The organism is Streptomyces sp. yr375, from assembly GCF_900110755.1.
Lineage (GTDB): Bacteria > Actinomycetota > Actinomycetes > Streptomycetales > Streptomycetaceae > Streptomyces.
Map to the genome: position 1 here is coordinate 40538 of NZ_FOFF01000029.1, position 18726 is coordinate 59263.

At 73.5% G+C, this 18726-nt stretch carries 12 protein-coding genes; all 12 read right to left on the reverse strand.

What is annotated here, in order from left to right; all coding sequences use genetic code 11:
- A complete protein-coding gene (locus BMZ82_RS25395) occupies positions 1 to 1635 on the reverse strand; it encodes an AMP-binding protein (protein ID WP_093779655.1) in 1635 nt (544 codons plus the stop codon).
- Positions 1635 to 4970, reverse strand: a complete 3336-nt coding sequence (locus BMZ82_RS25400; RefSeq protein WP_256252098.1) for a non-ribosomal peptide synthetase — start codon at positions 4968 to 4970, stop codon at positions 1635 to 1637. The genes BMZ82_RS25395 and BMZ82_RS25400 overlap by 1 nt, the downstream gene beginning before the upstream one ends.
- Positions 4967 to 7219 carry a class I tRNA ligase family protein gene (locus BMZ82_RS25405; RefSeq protein WP_093779657.1) on the reverse strand — a complete coding sequence of 751 codons (2253 nt, stop codon included), beginning with the start codon at positions 7217 to 7219 and terminating at the stop codon, positions 4967 to 4969. Before BMZ82_RS25405 ends, BMZ82_RS25400 begins: the two co-directional genes overlap by 4 nt.
- The gene (locus BMZ82_RS25410) at positions 7216 to 8322 is read right to left on the reverse strand and encodes an NAD(P)/FAD-dependent oxidoreductase (RefSeq protein WP_093779659.1); all 1107 of its coding nucleotides are present in this window, start codon (positions 8320 to 8322) and stop codon (positions 7216 to 7218) included. The genes BMZ82_RS25405 and BMZ82_RS25410 overlap by 4 nt, the downstream gene beginning before the upstream one ends.
- Positions 8319 to 9662: a lysine N(6)-hydroxylase/L-ornithine N(5)-oxygenase family protein gene (locus BMZ82_RS25415; protein ID WP_093779661.1), complete on the reverse strand. Its 1344-nt coding sequence runs from the start codon at positions 9660 to 9662 to the stop codon at positions 8319 to 8321. The genes BMZ82_RS25410 and BMZ82_RS25415 overlap by 4 nt, the downstream gene beginning before the upstream one ends.
- A gap of 177 nt (positions 9663 to 9839) precedes the next feature.
- Positions 9840 to 11006 (reverse strand): saccharopine dehydrogenase family protein, encoded by a 1167-nt coding sequence (locus tag BMZ82_RS25420; RefSeq protein WP_093779663.1) that lies wholly within the window; start codon positions 11004 to 11006, stop codon positions 9840 to 9842.
- Positions 10999 to 12042 carry a saccharopine dehydrogenase gene (locus BMZ82_RS25425; protein ID WP_093779665.1) on the reverse strand — a complete coding sequence of 348 codons (1044 nt, stop codon included), beginning with the start codon at positions 12040 to 12042 and terminating at the stop codon, positions 10999 to 11001. The genes BMZ82_RS25420 and BMZ82_RS25425 overlap by 8 nt, the downstream gene beginning before the upstream one ends.
- A 75-nt stretch (positions 12043 to 12117) precedes the next feature.
- Positions 12118 to 13281, reverse strand: coding sequence for a cytochrome P450 (locus tag BMZ82_RS25430; protein ID WP_218159047.1), 1164 nt, complete (start codon positions 13279 to 13281; stop codon positions 12118 to 12120).
- A 66-nt stretch (positions 13282 to 13347) separates the two neighbouring features.
- A complete protein-coding gene (locus BMZ82_RS25435) occupies positions 13348 to 14556 on the reverse strand; it encodes an acyl-CoA dehydrogenase family protein (RefSeq protein WP_093779667.1) in 1209 nt (402 codons plus the stop codon).
- A gap of 10 nt (positions 14557 to 14566) precedes the next feature.
- Positions 14567 to 16798, reverse strand: coding sequence for an iron-containing redox enzyme family protein (locus tag BMZ82_RS25440; RefSeq protein ID WP_093779669.1), 2232 nt, complete (start codon positions 16796 to 16798; stop codon positions 14567 to 14569).
- Complete coding sequence (locus tag BMZ82_RS25445) at positions 16798 to 17763, reverse strand: beta-ketoacyl-[acyl-carrier-protein] synthase family protein (RefSeq protein ID WP_093779671.1); 966 nt, start codon at positions 17761 to 17763, stop codon at positions 16798 to 16800. Before BMZ82_RS25445 ends, BMZ82_RS25440 begins: the two co-directional genes overlap by 1 nt.
- Positions 17760 to 18662 (reverse strand): isocitrate lyase/PEP mutase family protein, encoded by a 903-nt coding sequence (locus BMZ82_RS25450; RefSeq protein ID WP_093779673.1) that lies wholly within the window; start codon positions 18660 to 18662, stop codon positions 17760 to 17762. Before BMZ82_RS25450 ends, BMZ82_RS25445 begins: the two co-directional genes overlap by 4 nt.
- Positions 18663 to 18726 lie beyond the last annotated feature (64 nt).

Here is an 18726-nt window from a genome sequence, read left to right on the forward strand (position 1 = left end):
TCAGGCATGGATTCCCTCGCTGTTGTCGTTGATCTCTTGCTGGTGGACTTCGTGGATCTGTTTCCGCCGGGGCTTGAACTGCGAGGTGAGCAGGCCGTTCTCGATACTGAACGGCTCCTTCGCGACGATCACCCGGCGGATGCGCTCGTCCGGCTCCAAGTCGCTGTTGGCGAGCGCCAGTTGGGCGGCGATCGCCTCGTGGTCGGCGGGCAGGCCGGCCGGGGAGACGACGGCCACCAGGTCGGTCTGCGCGGGGCAGTACAGGACGCACTCGGCGATCGCCTCACCGCTCGCCCGCAGCCGCTCCTCGATCGGCCGGACGACGATCTTGCGGCCGTTGTCCAGGACGATCACGTCGTCGGCCCGGCCCTGTACGAAGAGGAAGCCGTCGTCGTCGAGATGGCCGAGGTCGCCGGTGCGCACCGTGCCGTCGGGGCCGAAGACGCGCTCGGAGTCGCCGGGCGCGGCGTAGGCGTAGCGCACGTTGACCGGGTGGTCGCTGCGGACGCTGATCACCCCGTCCTCGCCGATGATGACCTCCTTGCCGGGCAGGACCTGCCCGACACTGCCCTCTCGGTGGGCGCCGGGGTGGTTCTTGGTGACGATGCAGGTCTCGTTCAGGCCGTAGCCCTCGAAGATGGGCAGTCCGGCGCCGTTGAAGAAGCTCAGCACGGCGGCGCTCGCCGGGGCGGAGCCCGTCCACAGGTAGCGGACCCGGTCGCCGAACAGTCCGCGGGCCACCTCCGCCACCGGGGTGCCGGCCCGGCGGGCGCGGGCCTCGATGTGCCGGCGGGCGCTCTCGTAGAAGGCCGGTACGCCCATGACGACGGTGGGCCGCGCCTTGGGCAGCACGGCGAAGGCCGCCTCGTAGGTGCTGACGGTGACGTCGTGGCCGTCGACGAGCGCCGAGTAGATCCAGTAGCGCTGCTGGAGCAGGGACAGCGGCAGGAACACGAACACGTCGTCGCCGGGGCCGTGCGCGAAGATCTGCCGTACGGCGTGCAGCGAGCCGTCGATGCTGCCCGCCGTCGCCGCGAGGCCCTTGGGCACGCCGGTGCTGCCCGAGGTGAACTTGACGGTGGTGGTGTCGAGCGGCGCGTACCGCACGGCCGGCAGGGGCTCGCTCTCCTCGCCCGGCTTCTCGGACATCGGCCGTACGTCGGCGATGGGCACCGTGCCCGGCGCGGTGCCGGGGCGGTCGGTGAAGAGCAGCGTGATGCCGTAGCGGTCCATCAGTTCGGCGGAGGGCTCGAACTTGCCGGGTTCGAAACCGGCGGTCTCCGCCTTGAGTCGCAGCGCGGCGAGGTCCAGCAGGACCCACTCCAGGCTGTTGGCGGCGAGGATGCCGATCCGGCTCCCGGGCCCGACCCCGCGTTCCCGCAGCCGGGCCGCGAGCCGCCCGGACCGCTCGTAGAGGTCGGCGAGGCTCAGGGTCTCCGTACCGTCGAGGCGGGCGAAGGAGATCCGGCCGGGGTGGACGGGCGGGGCGGAGACGATCCGGTTCAGGTACGAGTCCGCATGGGCCGAGTCCGCATGGGGCGAGTCCGGATGGGCCGAGTCCGCATGGGGCGAGTCCGGATGGGGCGAGTCCGGATGGGGCGAGTCGGGAGGGTACGAGTCCGTGGGGGCCGTCATCAGGCGTCCGCTCCTTTCTTCGTCAGGGTGATGTGGGCGGCCATGGCGCGCAGCGTCTCCAGGTCGGCCATCCGCTCCAGGGGGATGCTGATCCGGAACTCCTTGCGCACGGCGGTGATGATGCGGGCGGCGGCCAGGGAGTCCCCGCCCAGGTCGTAGAGGCTGTCGGTCGGGCCCGCCTCGGTGCGCAGGACCTTCGTCCAGATGCCGGCGAGGGTCTTCTCCGTCTCGTCGGCGAAGGCGGCGCCGCCGCCCTCCGCGACCGGGTTCCCCTCGGCGGCCGGATCGACGGCGGTGGCGGCCAGCGCCTTGCGGTCGACCTTGCCGTTGCGGGTCAGCGGCAGTTCCGGGTGCCAGACCAGCACCGACGGGATCATGTAGTCGGGCAGGTCGCGGCGGAGCGCCTCGCGCAGTTCGGCCAGCGCGGGACGGTCCTCGCCGGCCGGCACGAGGTGGGCCACCAGCCGGTCGCCGCGCGCGCCGGGCCGCGCCGCGACCACCGCCTGCCGTACGGCGTCCAGCGCCACCAGCCGGGTCTCCACCTCGCCCGCCTCGATGCGGTAGCCGTTGACCTTGATCTGGAAGTCGCCCCGGCCGAGGATCTGGATCGACCCGTCGGGCAGATAGCGGCCCAGGTCACCGGTGCGGTAGAGGCGTTCGCCGCGCCGGGCGTCGTGCCGGAACCGTTCGGCGGTGCGCTGTTCGTCGCCCCAGTAGCCGCGGGCGAGACCGGCGCCGGCGGCGCAGATCTCGCCGGTGACCCAGTCGGGGGCGTCCAGGCCGTCCCGGTCCAGGACGTACGCCCGGTTGTTGGCGTTGGGGCGGCCGTACGGGATGGACTCGCTGCCGTCCTCGTCGGGGCCCACGGGGTGCAGGATGTTCCAGATGGTCGTCTCGGTGGGGCCGCCGAGGGAGACCACCGACAGCTCCGGCATGGTCCGGCGCAGCGCTGCGGGCAGCGTGGGCGGGATGCGGTCGCCGCTCATCATCACCAGCCGCAGCGCGGGCGGTACGGCGGAGTCGGCGAGCGCCTGATCGTGCATCAGGGACACGATGGCGGGCACCGAGTTCCACACCGTGACCCCGGCCGAGGCGCACAGCTCCAGCCAGTGCGCCGGGTCGGCGGCCCGCCCCGCGTCGGGCATCACGAGGGCCGCACCGGCCGACAGGGCGCCGAAGACGTCCCACACCGACAGGTCGAAGTTGAACGCGCTGACGGCGAAGAACCGGTCGGCGGGGCCGATGCCGAACCGCTCCGCGCAGTCGGCGACGACGTTGGCCACACTGCGGTGGCTGACCATGACGCCCTTGGGCTCCCCGGTGGTCCCCGAGGTGTAGAGGACGTACGCGAGGTCGTCGGGACAGGCACCGGGCAGCGGCGCGGGCGGGGCGGGCGAGGTCGCCGCCGGTGCCGCCGCGCTGCCGGTCAGGTCGAGTACTTCCCGGTCCGTGTCCTCGTAGCCGGTGTTGGTGAGGACCAGTCGGACGCGGCCGTCGCGCAGCATGTACTCCCGGCGGGCGGCGGGCAGCGCGGCGTCGACGGGCAGGTAGGCGCCGCCGGCCAGGACGGTGGCGAGGATGCCGGTGATCTGGTCCGGGCCCCGGGTCGCCACCAGGCCGACCAACTCGTCGCGTGCCAGGCCCCGTTCGCGCAGCCAGTGGGCGGCGTGGGAGGCGCGGGCGAGGAGTTCGCCGTACGTCACCGTGGCGTCGGAGGTGATGACGGCGGGCGCGTCCGGGGACTGCCGGGCGCGGGCGACGAAGGCCTCGCCGAGCAGGGTGTCCGGCAGTGCGACGGCGGTGTCGTTGGCGGCCCTGCGCCTGGCGCGCTGGGCCTCGGGCAGCAGGTCGAAGTCGGTTGCCTGCCAGGCGTGTTCCTCGGTGAGGGTCTCCAGCAAAGTCCGGTAGCCGTGCACGAGGGCGGCCGGCAGCCCTTCGGGGAACAGCTCGTCCACGCTGTCGAACTGGACGACGAGCCCGCCGCGTCGCTCCATGGCGAACACGTTGAGCCACACCTGCGGGGTCTGGCTCACCGTGTACGTCTCGGGGCCGAACAGTTCCAGCGCGGAGCCGTCCACGCCGTCCTGTCCGTGTCCGAGGGCGCTGTTGAAGGTGAACGGCATCCGGGCCCCGGCCGGTCCGCCGCGCCTGCGGGACAGTTCCCGCAGGGCGTCCAGGCCGGAGAAGTGCCGGTGGTCCAGGTCGGTGCGCAGCCGGGTCTGCACCGCGCGGGCCCGCTCCACGAACGGCATCCGGCGGTCGACGGCCACCTCCACCAGCATGGTGTCGGAGAACTGGCCGATCGCGTCGAAGGCCCGGGGGTGCACCGGCGGGCGGTTGGCGACCGTGGTGTTGAGGGTGAACGCGGACCCCGCGCCCCAGGTGGCGAGGGTCTCCGCGTACGCGGCAAGGAGCAGCGCGGACGGGGTGAGCCCCGCCTCGGCCGCCCGCCCCCGCAGCACCGTCCACCGCCGCGCGTCGAGCCGCACCTCCCGGGGCACGAACCGCGCCCCGGTGATCGACGCGGGAGAGACCCGCAGCGGGAGATCCGGGTGCGGCGCGAGGTCGTCGAGGCGGTCGAGCCAGTACGCGCGGGAGCGGCGGGCCGGGGCGCGGGCGGCGGCCTGCTCCAGGGCGGCCACATGGTCGCTGAAGCGCAGCTCCTCGGGGCCGTCGGCGTCGACGTCCGGTCCCTGCTCGTACGCCTGCCACCAGGCGCGGAAGAACAGGAACATGCTGATGCCGTCCATCACCAGGCCGTCGTGGCTGATGTGCAGCACCGTCAGGTCGTCGGCGAGGACGGTCGCCTCGACGGCGATCAGCGGGCCGTCGGCGGGCAGCACCCGGTGCGAGCGTTCGGCGCGCAGCGCCGAGCGGATCTCGCGCCGCCGCTCCGCGCTCTCGCCGCGCAGGTCCAGCCGGGCGATGCGGAGCGCCGCGCCGGGCGGCTGCTCGGTCTGCCGGTCGTCGGCGGGGAAGCGGGAGCGCAGCGCGCTGTGCCGGTCGACGACGTGGGTGAGGGCGGCCTCCAGCCGGTCCAGGTCCCAGACGCCCTCGACCTCGTGGTAGACGTGGCTGGCCACGTCGCCGATCTCGAAGAGGCCGTCCCGGCCGAGCAGATAGCCGCGTTGCAGGGGTGTCAGCGGGAAGCCGCGGGTGCGGCGGGCCTGGTCGGCGAGATGGGCGACCAGGCCTTCCTTCGCGGCCCTGATCCGGGCCACGAACTCGGGGTCCATCCGCTCGCGTACGCCCTGGAGCCGCAGGTCACCGCCTTCCAGGGTGATCGCAAGGCCCCGCTGCTCCATCTCCTTCAGGAGGTCGAGGTGGGAGCTCACGACCGGTCCCCTTCCGGCGCGGCACGCTCGGCGCGTTCGGCGAGCAGTGCGGCGAGCGCGGGGACATCGAGGTCGCCGAGGAGTTCCTCCATGGTGACGTCCACGTCGAGGTGTTCGAGGATCTTGTACTGGAGGGTGACGGCGGACAGCGAGGTGGTGCCGAGCGCGCTGAGCGTGCGGCCGGTGAGGTCCTCGTCCGGCGCGAGCGTGAGGATCTCCCGTACGACCTCGCTGAACCAGGGCAGCGGCGCGGGCTCGGCCGCCGCGTCCTCGGGCAGCTTGAAGAACACCGCGTCGGCGAGGTTCACCGGGGTGCCGGGCGCGAGGAGTTCGACGGTGCGCGGCCAGGCGGTGGGTTCGGGCAGGCCGAGCGCGTCGGTGAGGCGGGCCGCGAAGCGCGGCATGAGGGGGGCCGCGCCGTGCGCCAGCAGCTTGGCGGCGGCCAGTTCCAGGGCGGTCGCGGTCCGCAGTTCGCTGTGCCAGTCCGCGCGCCCGGCCAGCAGGGCGGCCTCGCGGCGGCTGAACCGTACGGTGTCCTCGACGAGTCCGGTGAGTTCGGCGGCGGCCTCGCGCAGCGAGAAGCCCTCGGGGCCGAGGCTCGCGGTGAGCGCCGTGAGGCGGCCGCCGAGCCGGGCGAGGAACGCCGACTGCTCGGGCGTCCAGGTGCCGGCGTCCGGCGCGACGCCGTCGTAGGTCTTCGCGACCCGGACGCCCAGGTCGTTCAGCCAGGTCTGCCAGGTGCCGACGAGGGTGTCGCGCAGCGCCGTCTCGTACGCGGCGCGCCGGAAGTCGGTGCGCTCGCCCTCGGGGCGGGTGCTGGACAGGAAGTAGCGGACGGCGTCGACGGTGTCCGGGTTCAGGATCTCCTTGCCCCAGATGGCGTGCCGCCTGCTGGTGGAGAACTTGGAGCCTTCGAGCAGGTAGAACTCGTTGACGTGGTAGTCGATGTCGGGCGTCCAGTCGGGGAAGGCGAGCTTGTACAGCACCGGGTAGAGCACCCCGTGGTAGAAGCTGTTGTCGTAGCCGAAGAAGTGGACGATCTTCCAGTCCTGCTCCGGCTCGCCCGCCCGCCAGGACTCGCCGAGCCCGGCGCCGAGCGCCTCGACGCCGTGCAGGAAGCCGTGGCTCATCTCCGGCCAGACCCAGATCACCTGGCCCTCGCCGGCCGGTTCGGCGGGGCCGACGCCCCAGGACGAGGGGTGGCTCACGGGGATGTCCAGGCGGGCCTTGGCGAAGATCCGGTCGGCGAGTTCGCGCAGCCGGGCCGGGGTGCGGCCGAGCCGGTGGTGGTCGGCGACGGCGTCCTTGAACTCGTGCAGCGGGAGGGAGAAGCGGGTGGCGGTGCCCCGGCGGGGGGTGGCCGCCGAGCGGCTGGTGACCGGGTCGGTGAGGTCCGCGACGGTGTTGGGCTCGCCGCACTCCTCGCAGATGTTGCCGCTGGTGCCGTGGCCGCAGCCGGGGCAGCCGCCCTTGACGTCGACCTCGTAGAGGTACTGGCCGGTCTCCGGGTCGAAGAGCGAGTCGCCCGGCGTCGGGGCGACCGAGCCGGAGGAGACCAGCTTGGAGAAGAACTCCCGCAGGCCGTCCCGGTAGCCGGGCGCGGTGTCGGTGACGGTGTACTGGTCCAGCGGGATGTCCATCAGCCGCAGCGTCTCGGCTATCTCGGCGCTGTAGTGGGCGGCGGTCTCGGCGGGGGTGCGGTCCTCGGCGCGGGCGGCGGCGGTGACGTAGCTCTGGAAGTCGTCGCTGCCGGTGAGGTGCCAGACCCGCGCGCCGTTCATCCGCTGGAAGCGGGTGTACGCGTCGGCCCCGAGGTAGGGGCCGGAGAGGTGGCCGAGGTGCAGGTCGCCGTTGGGGGTGGGGGGCGTGGAGAAGACGAAGACCGGACGGTCGCCGAAGCTCTTGCGCCCGGTGTCGGCGGCCGAGCGCAGGGCGCGGTCGGGGTCGCGCCAGTACTGGGTCAGGAAGACGACGTCGGTGGCGCCGGTGTTCTCCAGGACGTGCGACTCGAAGGGCTCGAACAGCGCCACGGTGCCGGGCCGCGCCGGGTGCCGGCGGCCGTCGACGACGAACTCGCCCTCGCCCGCCACGATCACGAACATCTCGGTCTCGTCGTGCTGGTGGCTGTCCGAGGCGTGCCCCGGGCGGACCCGGCCCCAGCCGGCCCCCGTGCCGAGGCCCTCGATGTCGCTCATGTCGATGCCGAAGGCGTCCTCCAGGACGCTGTCGTCATAGGTGTCGATGATCACGGCTTTCGCCTCTCTGCGGGAAGGTCGATCAGGTCGGCGGCCTCGGCCGCGAGGGCGGGCGCCAGTCGGTAGCCGGAGCCGTTGGCGGCGCCCGCGAACACCACGCGGCGGTCGGCGGTCAGGGCACTGACCAGGGGCTCGCCGGCCGGTCCGTAGGCGTCGCAGAAGACCCGCCCGGAGACGCGGCGCGGGTCGCCCAGGCCGGGGGCGTAGCGGTCCAGGACGGCCAGCGCGTCCCTCAGGTCGGCGGGAGACAGTCCGTCGTCGCCGACGGTGTCCGGGTCGACGTCCCACTCCTGGCAGGTGTAGCTGAACAGCCAGTGCCCGCGGTCGGCCAGCGGGAGCAGGAAGGCGTCCTCGTCGTGGAAGACGCTCACCCGGTCGCCGGGGGCGGGCGGGACGTCGATGTGCAGGGCGACGATCTTCTTCACCCGGGCCCCCAGCGGCGCCACCAGCTCCCGCCAGGCGGGCGCGGCGAGCCAGGGCCCGGGGGCGAGGACGACCCGGCCCGCGGTCAGGGTCCGCCCGGTGCCGAGGCCCAGTTGGACGCCGTCCGGCCCCGGTTCGAGGGCCGTCACCGCCGTGCCCTCGCTGAGGGTGGCGCGGCCGCGCAGGTCGCGGGCGAGCGCCTGCGTCAGGGCGTGCACGTCGGCGTACTGGCCGCCCCGGACGTCCCAGGCGGCGTGGCCCTCGGGGAGCCGCACCCCGGCCACCGCGTCGACGGGGGTGAGCGCCGCGCTGTCGAGGTACACCTCGCGCACCCCGGGCTCGGAGGCGCGGGCCGCCAGCACGGTCATCGGCACGGGGTGGATGGGCAGTTCGGGGCGGTCGGCGAGGAGCTTGGCGTAGCGGTCCTGGCTGTGGGCGGTCATCCGGCGCACCCGCTCGGTGATCCCGCGCGGGAAGTGCAGTCCGGCCGAACGGCGGCTCGCGCCGGCCCCGACGATGTCCCGGTCGAGCACCGTGACGGAGGCGGCGGGGTCGCGGGCGAGGATCTCCAGGGCGGTCATGCAGCCGAGCACCCCGGCCCCGACGACCGCCACGTCCGTGTAAGCCGGGTCCGTGTGTGCCGGGTCCGTGTTCCCGGTGTCGGCGTCGGTCATGACGCGCTCCAGGACTCTTTGGCCGTCTTCGAGGACCACTCGATGAACGACGGCAACTGCTCGTCGCTGTGCACGCCGCGCAGCCGGCCCGCGATCCGGCTGCTGCGCCAGGCGTTGAGGCTGAGGTTGAGGTCGGCGAGGCCGCGCTGTCCGCGTACGGCGTTCTGCACGAAGATGTTGCGGTCCAGCGGGCCGTCCCACTGCGCGGCGAAGTCCTGGTCGACGCGGAGTTCGTCGCCCTCGCGCTCCAGCCGGTCGGCGATCGGGGCCAGGAAGTCCATGGGCGCCGGCCGGAAGCCGGTGGCCCAGACGACGACGTCCGCCTCGTGGTGTTCGGTCGAGCCCGCGTCGGCGTTGTGCCGCACCGTGATGTCCCACGGCCCGCTGCCGCCGTTCGCGCCGGTCACCCCGGTCACCTCGCGGTTGGGCTGCAACCGCACCAGGCGCGGGTCGCCGTCGACGAAGCGGTGCATGTAGACCTTCTGGTAGAGGTCGCGGAGCGTGGACTCGGAGATGCCGTCGCTGCTGAGGATGTGCTCGGTGTTGAACGCGGCGCGGTCCTCGGCGGGCAGGCCGTAGAAGTAGTCCGAGTGGGACGGCATGTAGAAGTCGTTGGTGAACGGCGAGTCGTCGATGGGGAAGTAGCTGCGCCGCCGGGAGATCCAGCAGACCTGGCGCGGCAGCCGGTCGTGCGGACGGGACACGAGGTCGAGGACCGCCTCCGCCCCGGACTGCCCGCCGCCGACGACCACGACGCGCTTCCCGGCGAGGTCGCCGGCCCGCTCCAGGTACTCGTTGACATGGAACTGGGTGTCCCCCAGCAGCCCTTGGGCCTGCGGCGGCACCCAGGGCCGGCTGCCGACGCCGATCACGATGTTGTCGGCGGTCACCCGGCGGCGGTCGGTGCCCACGGTGAACACGCCGTCCTCGAAGCCGACTTCGGCGACGGTCTCACCGAACGCGATGTTCTCGTTGCGCCTGCTGGCCCACTCCAGGTAGTTGCGGAACTCCTTGCGCGGCACGCTGTCGAACTGCGCGTTGAGGTAGTGGTACATCCGCCCCTGGTCGTGCAGATACGACAGGAACGAGAAGGCGTTCGTCGGGTCGGAGAGGCTGACGAGGTCCTTGAAGAGGGACACCTGGAGGGTGGTGCCGGGTATCTGCTGGCTGTCGTGCCAGCCGAAGGCCTCCCGGCGGTCGAGGAAGAGGTTCGGCACCTCCGGGTAGCGGTGCAGGAGGGACGCCAGACTCAGGTTTGCGGGGCCCACCCCCACCCCGACACAGCGGTAGTGCGCCGAAGGGCGAGGGGAGGGATCGTGCGGGGAACTCTTCTGTCCCATGTCCGGGACTCCCTTTCTTCCGGTTCTGCTGCTGGCTCTTCTTCGGGCTCTTCTTCTGGTTCTTTCGGCGTGTTTTTTCCTGCTATTACGGTGTATTTCTTCCCTGTTTCAGGGCGTGACGGTGCACGGGTGCGCTCCGTGGGACGAGGAGGGCTGGAGGAGAGGCTGGAGAAGGGGCTAGCTGTGGAAGGCGGGGCGCAGCCCGTGGCCGGCCAGGGCGGTCAGCCAGCGGGCGGCCTCCGCCGGGTCCTCGGCGGCCCGGTTGAGCCCGGCGGGCAGCGCGCCGGCGAGGACGCGGGTGATGCCGAGGGCGAGGGGCAGGGAGACGCACCGGGCCATGGCGCTCTCCTGCTCCGTGCCGGTCAGATCGAGCACGTACTCGCCCCGCCAGCTCTCGCCCGCCTGCGTACGGGCGGTCAGCGCGACGGCGAGGACGACGCGGTCGCGGTCGGCGGGCGTCGTCGGATAGCGGTCGGCGAGCTCCTTGGCCAGCGCGGCGATCTCGGCCTGGTCGCCGCCGCGCACGGTGGCGAAGACCGGCTCCCAGGCCTGCCGCCAACCCGCGTTGCGCAGGGTGCCCCGGACGAACGTACGCGTCCGCCAGCCGTCCGGGACGCCGTACTGGGCGACGAACGGCACGCTGTCACGGTTGGGGTAGACCTCGAACTCCTCGCCGCCCAGCCGGAGTTCACGGGTGGCCTCCCAGGGGCGCGGCGCGGTGCGCTCGGCGCCGTCCTCGATGTACCGGGCCGGCGAGCCGAGGGCGGCGAGCACCCCGTACGGCGCCCAACTGAAGCGGTAGCGGAAGTCGTTGGGCTCGGCGGGGATGCCGCCGCAGTAGGAGGTCAGGACGACGTCCTCGGCGCTGTCGCCGAGCGCGGCGCGGGCGTCGGCGACCAGCCGGTGGGCCAGCAGATGGTCGATGCCCGGGTCGAGCCCGGCCTCGGTGAGGACGACGAGCCCGGCGCGGGCGGCGTCCTGCGCGCCCTCGCGGAGCGCGTCGGACACGTAGCTGGAGCAGGCGAAGTGGGCGCCCGCGTCGAGGCAGAGCCGCAGCAGGGCGGGGTGCTCGGTGGCGGGCAGCATCGACACGACGACGTCGCCGGGCCGCACCTCGGCGGCCAGCGCCTCGTGGTCGAACGCACGGGGCGAGACCGTGCCGGTCAGGCCGAGTTCGGCGATCCGGGCGGCGGCGCGCTCCTCGGTGCGCCCCCACAGCAGTACGGTGCCGGCCTGTTCGCGGAGCAGGCCGAGTCCGGTGCGGCCGGTGGACAGGCCGGTGCCGATCCAGTGCACGGTGCCGCTCGCGGGCACGGGGGCGGGCGTCGGGGTGGGCTCAGACATGGGCGGACTCCAGGGCGGTGTGGAAGGTGCGCAGGCACCGCTCCCAGGGCGGGCCGCCCAGGTCGAGCAGGTGCGGCAGCAGGTCGGCGGAGAAGGAGCGGGCGGCCTCGGCGGGCAGCAGGGAGGGCAGGTTGTCGATGGTGATCACGTCCAACGGCCGCTCCCCGTCCCGCAGTCGCCTGACCGGCCGCTCCCAGGTGGTGGTGCGGTCGTTGAACGGCAGGACGTTGCAGTCGGAGGTCACATCGCAGGTGACGTCGCTGACGACGGAGAGCCGGCGGCCGGGTGCGTCCAGGTGTCCGGCGGTCAGGAACGGCGGCACGGGGCGGCCGGTGAGGACGGCGTTGACCAGGATGTCGTGGTCGAGCAGCGCCGGGCGGTCGAGGTCGCGGGTCTCGGCGAGGTCCCAGCAGGTCGGGTCGATCCCGGCGGTGGCGAGCGCGTCCCGGGCCCCGCTGCCGCAGCGGCCGAGTGCGCCGGTGACGAGCGCGCGCAGCCCGTCGTCGGTACGGGATTCCCGTAGGGCGGCGTCCAGTTCGGCCCTGCCGAGCGGGGCGAGGGGCGTGGTCAGGCGTCCCCTGCGGTGCAGGACGGCGAGGGCCGCGCCGACGTATCCGGCCCAGTAGCCGAAGGCGGCGAGCCGACGCCCGTCCTCGTCGGTGAGGTACTCCAGGTCGAGCAGCGCGCCGCCGCCCGCCGCGAAGCGGTCCAGCAGCAGCCGTGCGCCGGTCTGGCCCTTGTAGGCATGGCCGAAGAAGATGTGCCGGTGCGTCAACTTGGCGGGTTCGTCGGGGAGTTCCTTCAGTCCGACGACGTACACATCGGCGGGCGCGGCGGTCCAGGAGCCCGCCGGGGCGATCGCGCAGCCGGCGGCCCGGTAGTCGCCGATCGCGAAGACCCGCTGCGGCGACTCCTCCACCGTGACCGGGATGCCCCGGGCGACCAGGGTCGCGGCATCCTCGGGCGTCAGAGGCGCGCGGCGCTCGCTCGTCCGGCTCTCGTGCCGGATCCACAACCGTGGGACGTCGTCGGGCATGGTGCGGTGCTCCCTGTTCTGTGCGCTGTGTGCTGTGTTCGGTGCTCTGTGCTCTGTGCTCTGTGGTGGGGGCGGTCAGAGGAGGGGGATGCGGGCGTTGGCCAGTGGGCGGTAGGCGGGGGTGGTGGGCAGGGTGGACGGGTGTGCGCCGGAGGTGAGCAGGGTGTCGATCGTGGCGGTGGCGATGGCGACGGCGAGGTCGCGGCCGGGGCAGTGGTGGGCGTCGGCGCCGAAGGTGAACACCGTCGGGTCGGGCCTGCCGGGGCGCAGGGTGTGCGGGTCGGCGTTGGCGGCCGGGTCGCGGTTGGCGGCGGCCAGCAGGACCAGCACCGACTGGCCGGGCTCGACCTCCGCGCCCCGGTGGCGGAACGGGCGGGCGGCGAAGCGCCGGGTGTTCTGGATCGGGGCGTCGTACCGGACGACCTCGCGGACCAGGAGCTCCAGCCCGTCGGCGGTCGGGGGCACGGCGTGCCCGCGTGCGAGGGCGACGAGGGTGTTGCCGATCAGCCCGGCGGTGGCGTCGTAGGTCTGGGACAGGAAACCGATCGCGTTGGCGAGCAGCGGGGCGGTGTCCGCCCAGTCGGCGGCGCGGGCCGCGCGGACGAGGTCGCCGAGCAGACCGTCCGCGGCCCGCTCGATGCCCGGGCCGAGCAGCTTCTGGAGCTGGCCGGCGGCCTCGGCCGCGGCCCGCTGCTGATCGGGCGTGGCGGTCGCGGGGATGCACTGGACGAAGTCGCCGATCAGCCGGGCGGCCTCGTCGTCGACGCCCGCGTCCAGGCCGCACAGCCCCGCCACCACACGGGCGGGCACCCCGAACATCAGCTCCTCGTACGGGACTTCGCCGCCCCGGGCGAGGACGGCCCGGGTCCGGTCGGCCGCCAGCCGGGCGGCCGCGGCGAGGTCGGCGTGGCCCAGCGCGTCGACGACCACCCGCTTCAGCCGCCCCCGCACATCGCCGTCGGTCATCCGCACCAGGCTGCCGAAGACCTCCCCCGCCGGTGTGCCGACGATCCCGGCGGGCACCGGCTCGGCGGGCGGCCGCACCCGCAGCGCCTCGGCGCGCAGCACCGCGGTCACCGCCTCGGCGTCGCTCGCCACCCAGGCGGACAGGTCGTCGTCGTAGGCGAAGGGCCGCTCGGCGACGAGGGTGGCGTAGTAGGGGTACGGGTCCGGCAGCCGCACCGCTGAGATCGGGGAGGTCGAGGAGATCGGGGAGGTCGGGGAGGACGGGGAGGTCAAGGGAGGTTCTCCAAGAGGGGGTTGGGGCAACAAGGCCCCTTACTGACGAGGCCGGGTGGTGCGGAGTCAGCCAACGAGGTTCGCGCGGCGCGTGTCCAGTGCGCCCGCGATGGTGAGCCGCTGGACCTCCGACGTGCCCTCGTACATCCGCAGCGACCTGATCTGGCGGTAGAGCCGCTCGGTGACGCTGTCCTTGACCAGCCCGGCCGCACCCATCACCTGGACGGCCGCGTCGATGGTCTCCTGGGCGGTCTCGGTGGCGTACAGCTTCGCGATGCTGGAGTGCTTGGCGAAGTTGCGGCTGCCCCGGTCGGCCTCCCAGGCGGCGCGGGCCACCAGCAGGGACCCGGCGTTGAGCCGCACCTCCATGTCGGCCAACGACGCCTTGACGAGCTGGAGATCGAGCAGCTTGCCGCCGTAGGCGGGCCGGCTGCGGGCCCGGGCCAGCGCGGTGTCGGTGGCCCGGCGGGCGAAGCCGAGGGCGGCGGCGCCGACCGTCATCCGGAACCGTTCGAGCAGGTCCATGGCGATGACGAAGCCGCCGCCCGGCCGGCCGACGACACTGTCCGCGGGCACCCGGCAGTCCTCGAACGCGAGGTGCGCGAAGGACCTCGGGGCGATGGCGTCGATGCTCTCGCGCACCCGCAGCCCGGGGGTGTCCGCCGGGACGAGGAACGCGGTCAGCCCGAGCGGACCGGGGCCCTCGCCGGTCCGCGCGACGACGGTGTACAGGTCGGCGATGGTGCCGTTGGCGATCCACGCCTTGCCGCCGTCGAGGACGTACCCGCCGTCGCTGTCGCGGTGGGCGGCGAGGGTGAGGGCGGCGACGTCCGAACCGGCGCCCTCCTCCGAGATCGCGAACGCGCCGATCCGGGAACCGTCGGCCAGCCCGGGAAGGTGTTTGCGCCGCTGCTCCTCGCTGCCGTACCGCAGCAGCGGGGTGGCGGACAGCGCCTGGATGGAGAGGGCGAAGTCGGCCAGGTCCTCGGCGTGCGCGAGGGTCTCACGCATCAGGCACAGCGCCCGCAGGTCACCGGGGTGCCCGCCGGTCCGTACGGCGTCGGGGTCGAGGAAGGCGAGCCAGCCGTCCGCGCCCAGCTCGCGGGTGAGCCGTACGCCGGTCTTGTCGGGGCCGCTCGCCAGCGCGTCCGCGTTCCAGCGGTCGGCGCGCTCGGCGCACCAGGCGTCGAAGGCGTGGGCGAGACGGCGGTGCGGCTCGTCGTAGAAGGGCAGTTGGAGAAGGTCCGGGTCGAGGTGGCGGAGGGGCGGGGTCATGGCGGGCACCTCAGATGACCAGGTCGGCGGCGGCTGCGGGCGGGGCCGTGCGCAGCCGTTTGACGAGCTCGTGCTCGACGAAGTGGGCGAAGGAGGCGTACCCGCGCCAGATCCGGCGCCACTCGCGCCGCACGGCCTCGGGACCGGCGTCGCGCCGCACCCCGTCGAGGTGGCCGACGATGATCTCGGCGGACTGGCGGGCGTGTCCGGCCGACAGGTTGTCGATCGACAGGTGCGCCTCCTCGTACGCGATGTCGAAGTGGTGGGCGCGCAGTTTCTGTATCTCGTGCAGGCGCATCTGGCCGAGCCCGAACATCTCGATGCCGAGGTTGTAGCCGAGGATCTCGTTGTAGAGCGAGTCGGGGAACAGGGCCAGGCTGATCTGGTGGATGGAGAACCCGTACAGGTGGTCGGGGAGTTCATCCTGGTCCAGGAAGGCGTCCTGGCGGATGTGCGGCAGGTGGACGGACATGCTGGCCAGCACCTGGTGGATGATCGTGATGTGGTTCTTGGCGAGGTCGCCGCGGCCCATCTCGTCGGCGTAGATGGAGAAGAGCATGGTGTCGCCGTCCCGGTGGCGGCGGCCGAGGTTGCCGATCCGGTAGGCCCAGGTGCCGTCGATGAGGCTGCCGAGCGCGAACGTCTTCTGGCCGAAGACCACCTCGTCGCGGTCCGGGATCTCGGTCAGCGGCCGGTAGGGGTCGACGAGCTTGTCCCAGTAGATGCGGTCGACGCGCTCCAGCAGCGCTTCGGGGGTGTACTCGAACCAGGAGGCGTCGGTGTGCCGGCCTTCGGTCCCGTGCTCGAACAGCTCCTCGGCGGCGGCGAGTCCGGCCTCGGCGCGCTCGCGGGCGTGCGGCAGCAGGTGCGGGAAGTGCTCGATGTTGACGAGGCGGTGGAAGAACTCCCGGTCGTCCGCCGGGGCCGGCGCGGCGGGGACGGTGACGATGTCGTCCGGCGTCGAGGCGGCGAGCGCGGCGCTCCAGACGGCGGCCTGTTCGTCGCCCGCCGTGCAGGGCCGGAAGTCCAGGTCGGGTGGGTCGCCCGCGGCGATGGCGGCCGCCCAGGCGGTGAAGTCGGCCGCCTCCTGCTCGTCGAAGATGCCGAACATCGGCCCGCCGAACTTGATGGACTGCAGGAAGCGGCAACTGCCGTCGGCCGTGGGGCGCAGTTGGCGTGAGGCGCGGAACTCCCGCATGAACGCGGCGAGATCGAGCTGCTCGGGGTCGGCGAACCAGTCGGTGAGCCGTTCCTTGCCGATCCGCACGGCGCGGTGCTGGCGGCCGGCGAAGGGCGCGTGCCGGGCCACGATCGCGGCGACCCTGGCGTCCGGGGACAGCCCGTCGTGCCAGGCGGCGAGCTCGGTGAGCGCGGCGACGTGCTCGCGCTCCAGCCGCAGGACGAGCGTCACGCCGGCCAGCAGCCTGCGCCGGTCCTCGGGCCCGGTCGGCGCGTCGCGGGTGAACTCCAGGTATTCGGCGAGGGTTTCGCGCAGTTCGGTCTCCGGCAGGAACGCGTCCGCGCCGGTGAGCAGGTCGTCCACGCCGAGCGCGAGCAGCGCGTAGTGCACGCCGACGAGTTCGGGGAGGAAGGCGGCGGGCAGCCGGGACAGCGCCAGTTGGAAGCAGCCGTGCCACTCGGTGAGCGGACGGGCCCCGGCCTTGTGGAGGAAGTCGGCGGTCTCGATCTCCGGCAGGAACACCCCGAGGTCCTCCAGGGCGCGCCGCCGCAGTCGCGGCAGCCCGCGCTGCGGGTTCCCGGCGCCGAGCAGCCGGAAGTGCTGTCCGAACAGCCGGTTGACGACCACGGAGGGCTGGGTCGCGGGCTGGGACACGGTGTCCAGCCAGCAGCCAGTCAGCAGGGCGAGCGGCGCCCGCTGCCGCAGCACCGCCCGGCGGGTCGCGGGGACGGCGTCCCGTAACCGGCCGAGGTCCGCGGCGAGTTCGTCCCGTACCCCGCCGACCAGCGCGGCGATGTCGTCGGCGCCGATGTCGGTGTCGGCCGTATCGGCGTCGGGTTCGGGCAGGAAGGCGGCGAGGACGTGGCGGGCCAGCAGCAGCGCGGTGGCGGACTCCTGGTCGCTCAGCAGCCGGCGCAGCAGCTCGCCGGGCGGCGCGGTGCGCAGCGCGGCGGCCTCGGCGACGGCCACGGGATCGCCGGCGAAGGGGGCGCGGGGCAGGGACGTCGTCAGGTCGGGGAGCGGGAATCCGGCGGCGGTGGTCGGTCCGGCGGAGGCGGTCATCACGGTTGCCTTTCGTCGTCGTCCGGCTTGCGGAGCAGTACGGCGGCGCGTGCCCCGGGCACGCTGGAGGCCAGCAGACAGTGGCCCCCGGCCCGCAGCCGTCCGGCGGTGTCGAGGTCGACGAGGTTGATCAGCGGGTCGGCGGCGAAGCAGTGGCCGATCCGGGTGATGTTGTCGGTGAACAACTGCTGCTGGGCGAAGCCCGCCTGGCGCTCCTTGAGCACCACGACGGGGGTGTAGAGGTTCGGGTGGACCAGGAGGTCGAGGTCGCCGGTCTTCATGCCGAGCGGGGTGAGCATCCGGTCGTTGACCTCGCGGGCGAGGTCCGGGCTGATCTCGTGGGACCAGTCGAGCGTGCCGGGGCGCTGGACGTGCGCGCCGGTGACGATCTCGTACGCGCCGCCGGTGCGCCCGTCGGCGGCCGACGTGATCAGGCAGGCCGCCGCGCCGTCGCTGAACAGCGCGTAGCTCTCCATCCGGGTGCTCTCGTCGGTGACCCGGTCGGTCGTGACGACCAGCACCCGGCGGTGCTGCCCGGACACCACGAGGGCCTGCGCGAGCCGGATCCCGACCAGCAGGGTGGTGCAGCGGTTCAGGGTGACGCCGGTGCAGGTGGCGGCGGTCAGGCCGATGCCGGTCAGGACGGCGTCGGTGAAGCCGCCGTGGGTGCGCGGCCCGCCCGGGAAGCGGGTGGAGCACAGGACCAGCCCGTCGACGTCCTGGGGGGCGACCGCGGCGGCGGCCAGCGCGGCCCGGCCCGCCTCGGCGGCCAGGTCCTCCAGCGGCCGGTCCGTGCGGCGGACGTTGCCCCAGCCCCACAGCTCCGCCTTGGGCGCCATGGACAGCTCACGGGCCCGTTCCGCCAGGCCCTCGAGCCGCGAGTGGTGCACTTCCGTCTCGCCGAGCACGTAGGCGGCGCCGCCTAACAGGACAGGGTGGGCTGAAAGGACGGGGTGTGCCGTCATGCCGGGCCTCCCGCCGGGTCCGTGTCGCGCATGAGGGCGTTGGCCCGCGGGTACGGCACGGCGTCGGCCGTGTAGGCGAAGGTGCCGTGCTCGTGGACCTCCTCGGCGGCGCGCAGGAACGCGCCCAGGGCGGCCCGGGAGAGCGAGGAGCCCAGGCTGATCCGCCGTACCCCCAGCGCCCGCAGCTCGGCCACGGACGGCCGCCCGGGGCCGCCGGCGAGGACGTTCACCGGCCGGGACACGGCGTCGAGCACCGCGCGGACGGCGTCGGTGTCCGGCAGCGAGGGGGCGAAGAGCACATCGGCGCCCGCGGCCTCGTACGCCTGGAGCCTGCGGATGGTGTCGGCGAGGTCGTGGTGGCCGTGGAAGTGGTTCTCGGCGCGGGCGGTGAGCGTGAAGGGGAAGTCCAGGGACTTGGCCGCCTCCACTGCCGCGGCGACCCGCTCGACCGCGACCTCGAAGGGCAGGATCGGGTCGTCGGGGTTGCCGGTGGAGTCCTCGATCGAGCCGCCGACCAGCCCGGCCGCGGCGGCGAGCCGGATGGTGGTCGCCACGTCGTCGGGGGTGGGGCCGAAGCCGCTCTCCAGGTCGGCGGAGACCGGCAGCGCGGTCGCCTCGACGATCGCCCGGGCGTTGGCGAGGGTCTCGTCGCGGTCCACCCCGCTCGTCCCGTCGCCGCGGCCCAGGGTGTAGGCGAGGCCCGCGCTGGTGGTGGCGAGGGCGGCGAAGCCGAGGCCGGCCAGCAGCCGCGCGGTGCCCGCGTCCCACGGGTTGGGGATGACGAACGCCTCCCGCCGTTCGTGCAGCGCCCGGAACTCGGCGCCCTTGCGGTACTGGTCGGTGGGGCCGGTGAGGTCGGTGGGGCCGGTGGAGGGTTCCGGCACGGCGTGTGACGGCATGGGGACCGCCCTTCTGTTCTCGTCTGTTCTCGTCAGCTCGTGGCGTCGGCCGGGAGCTCGTGGC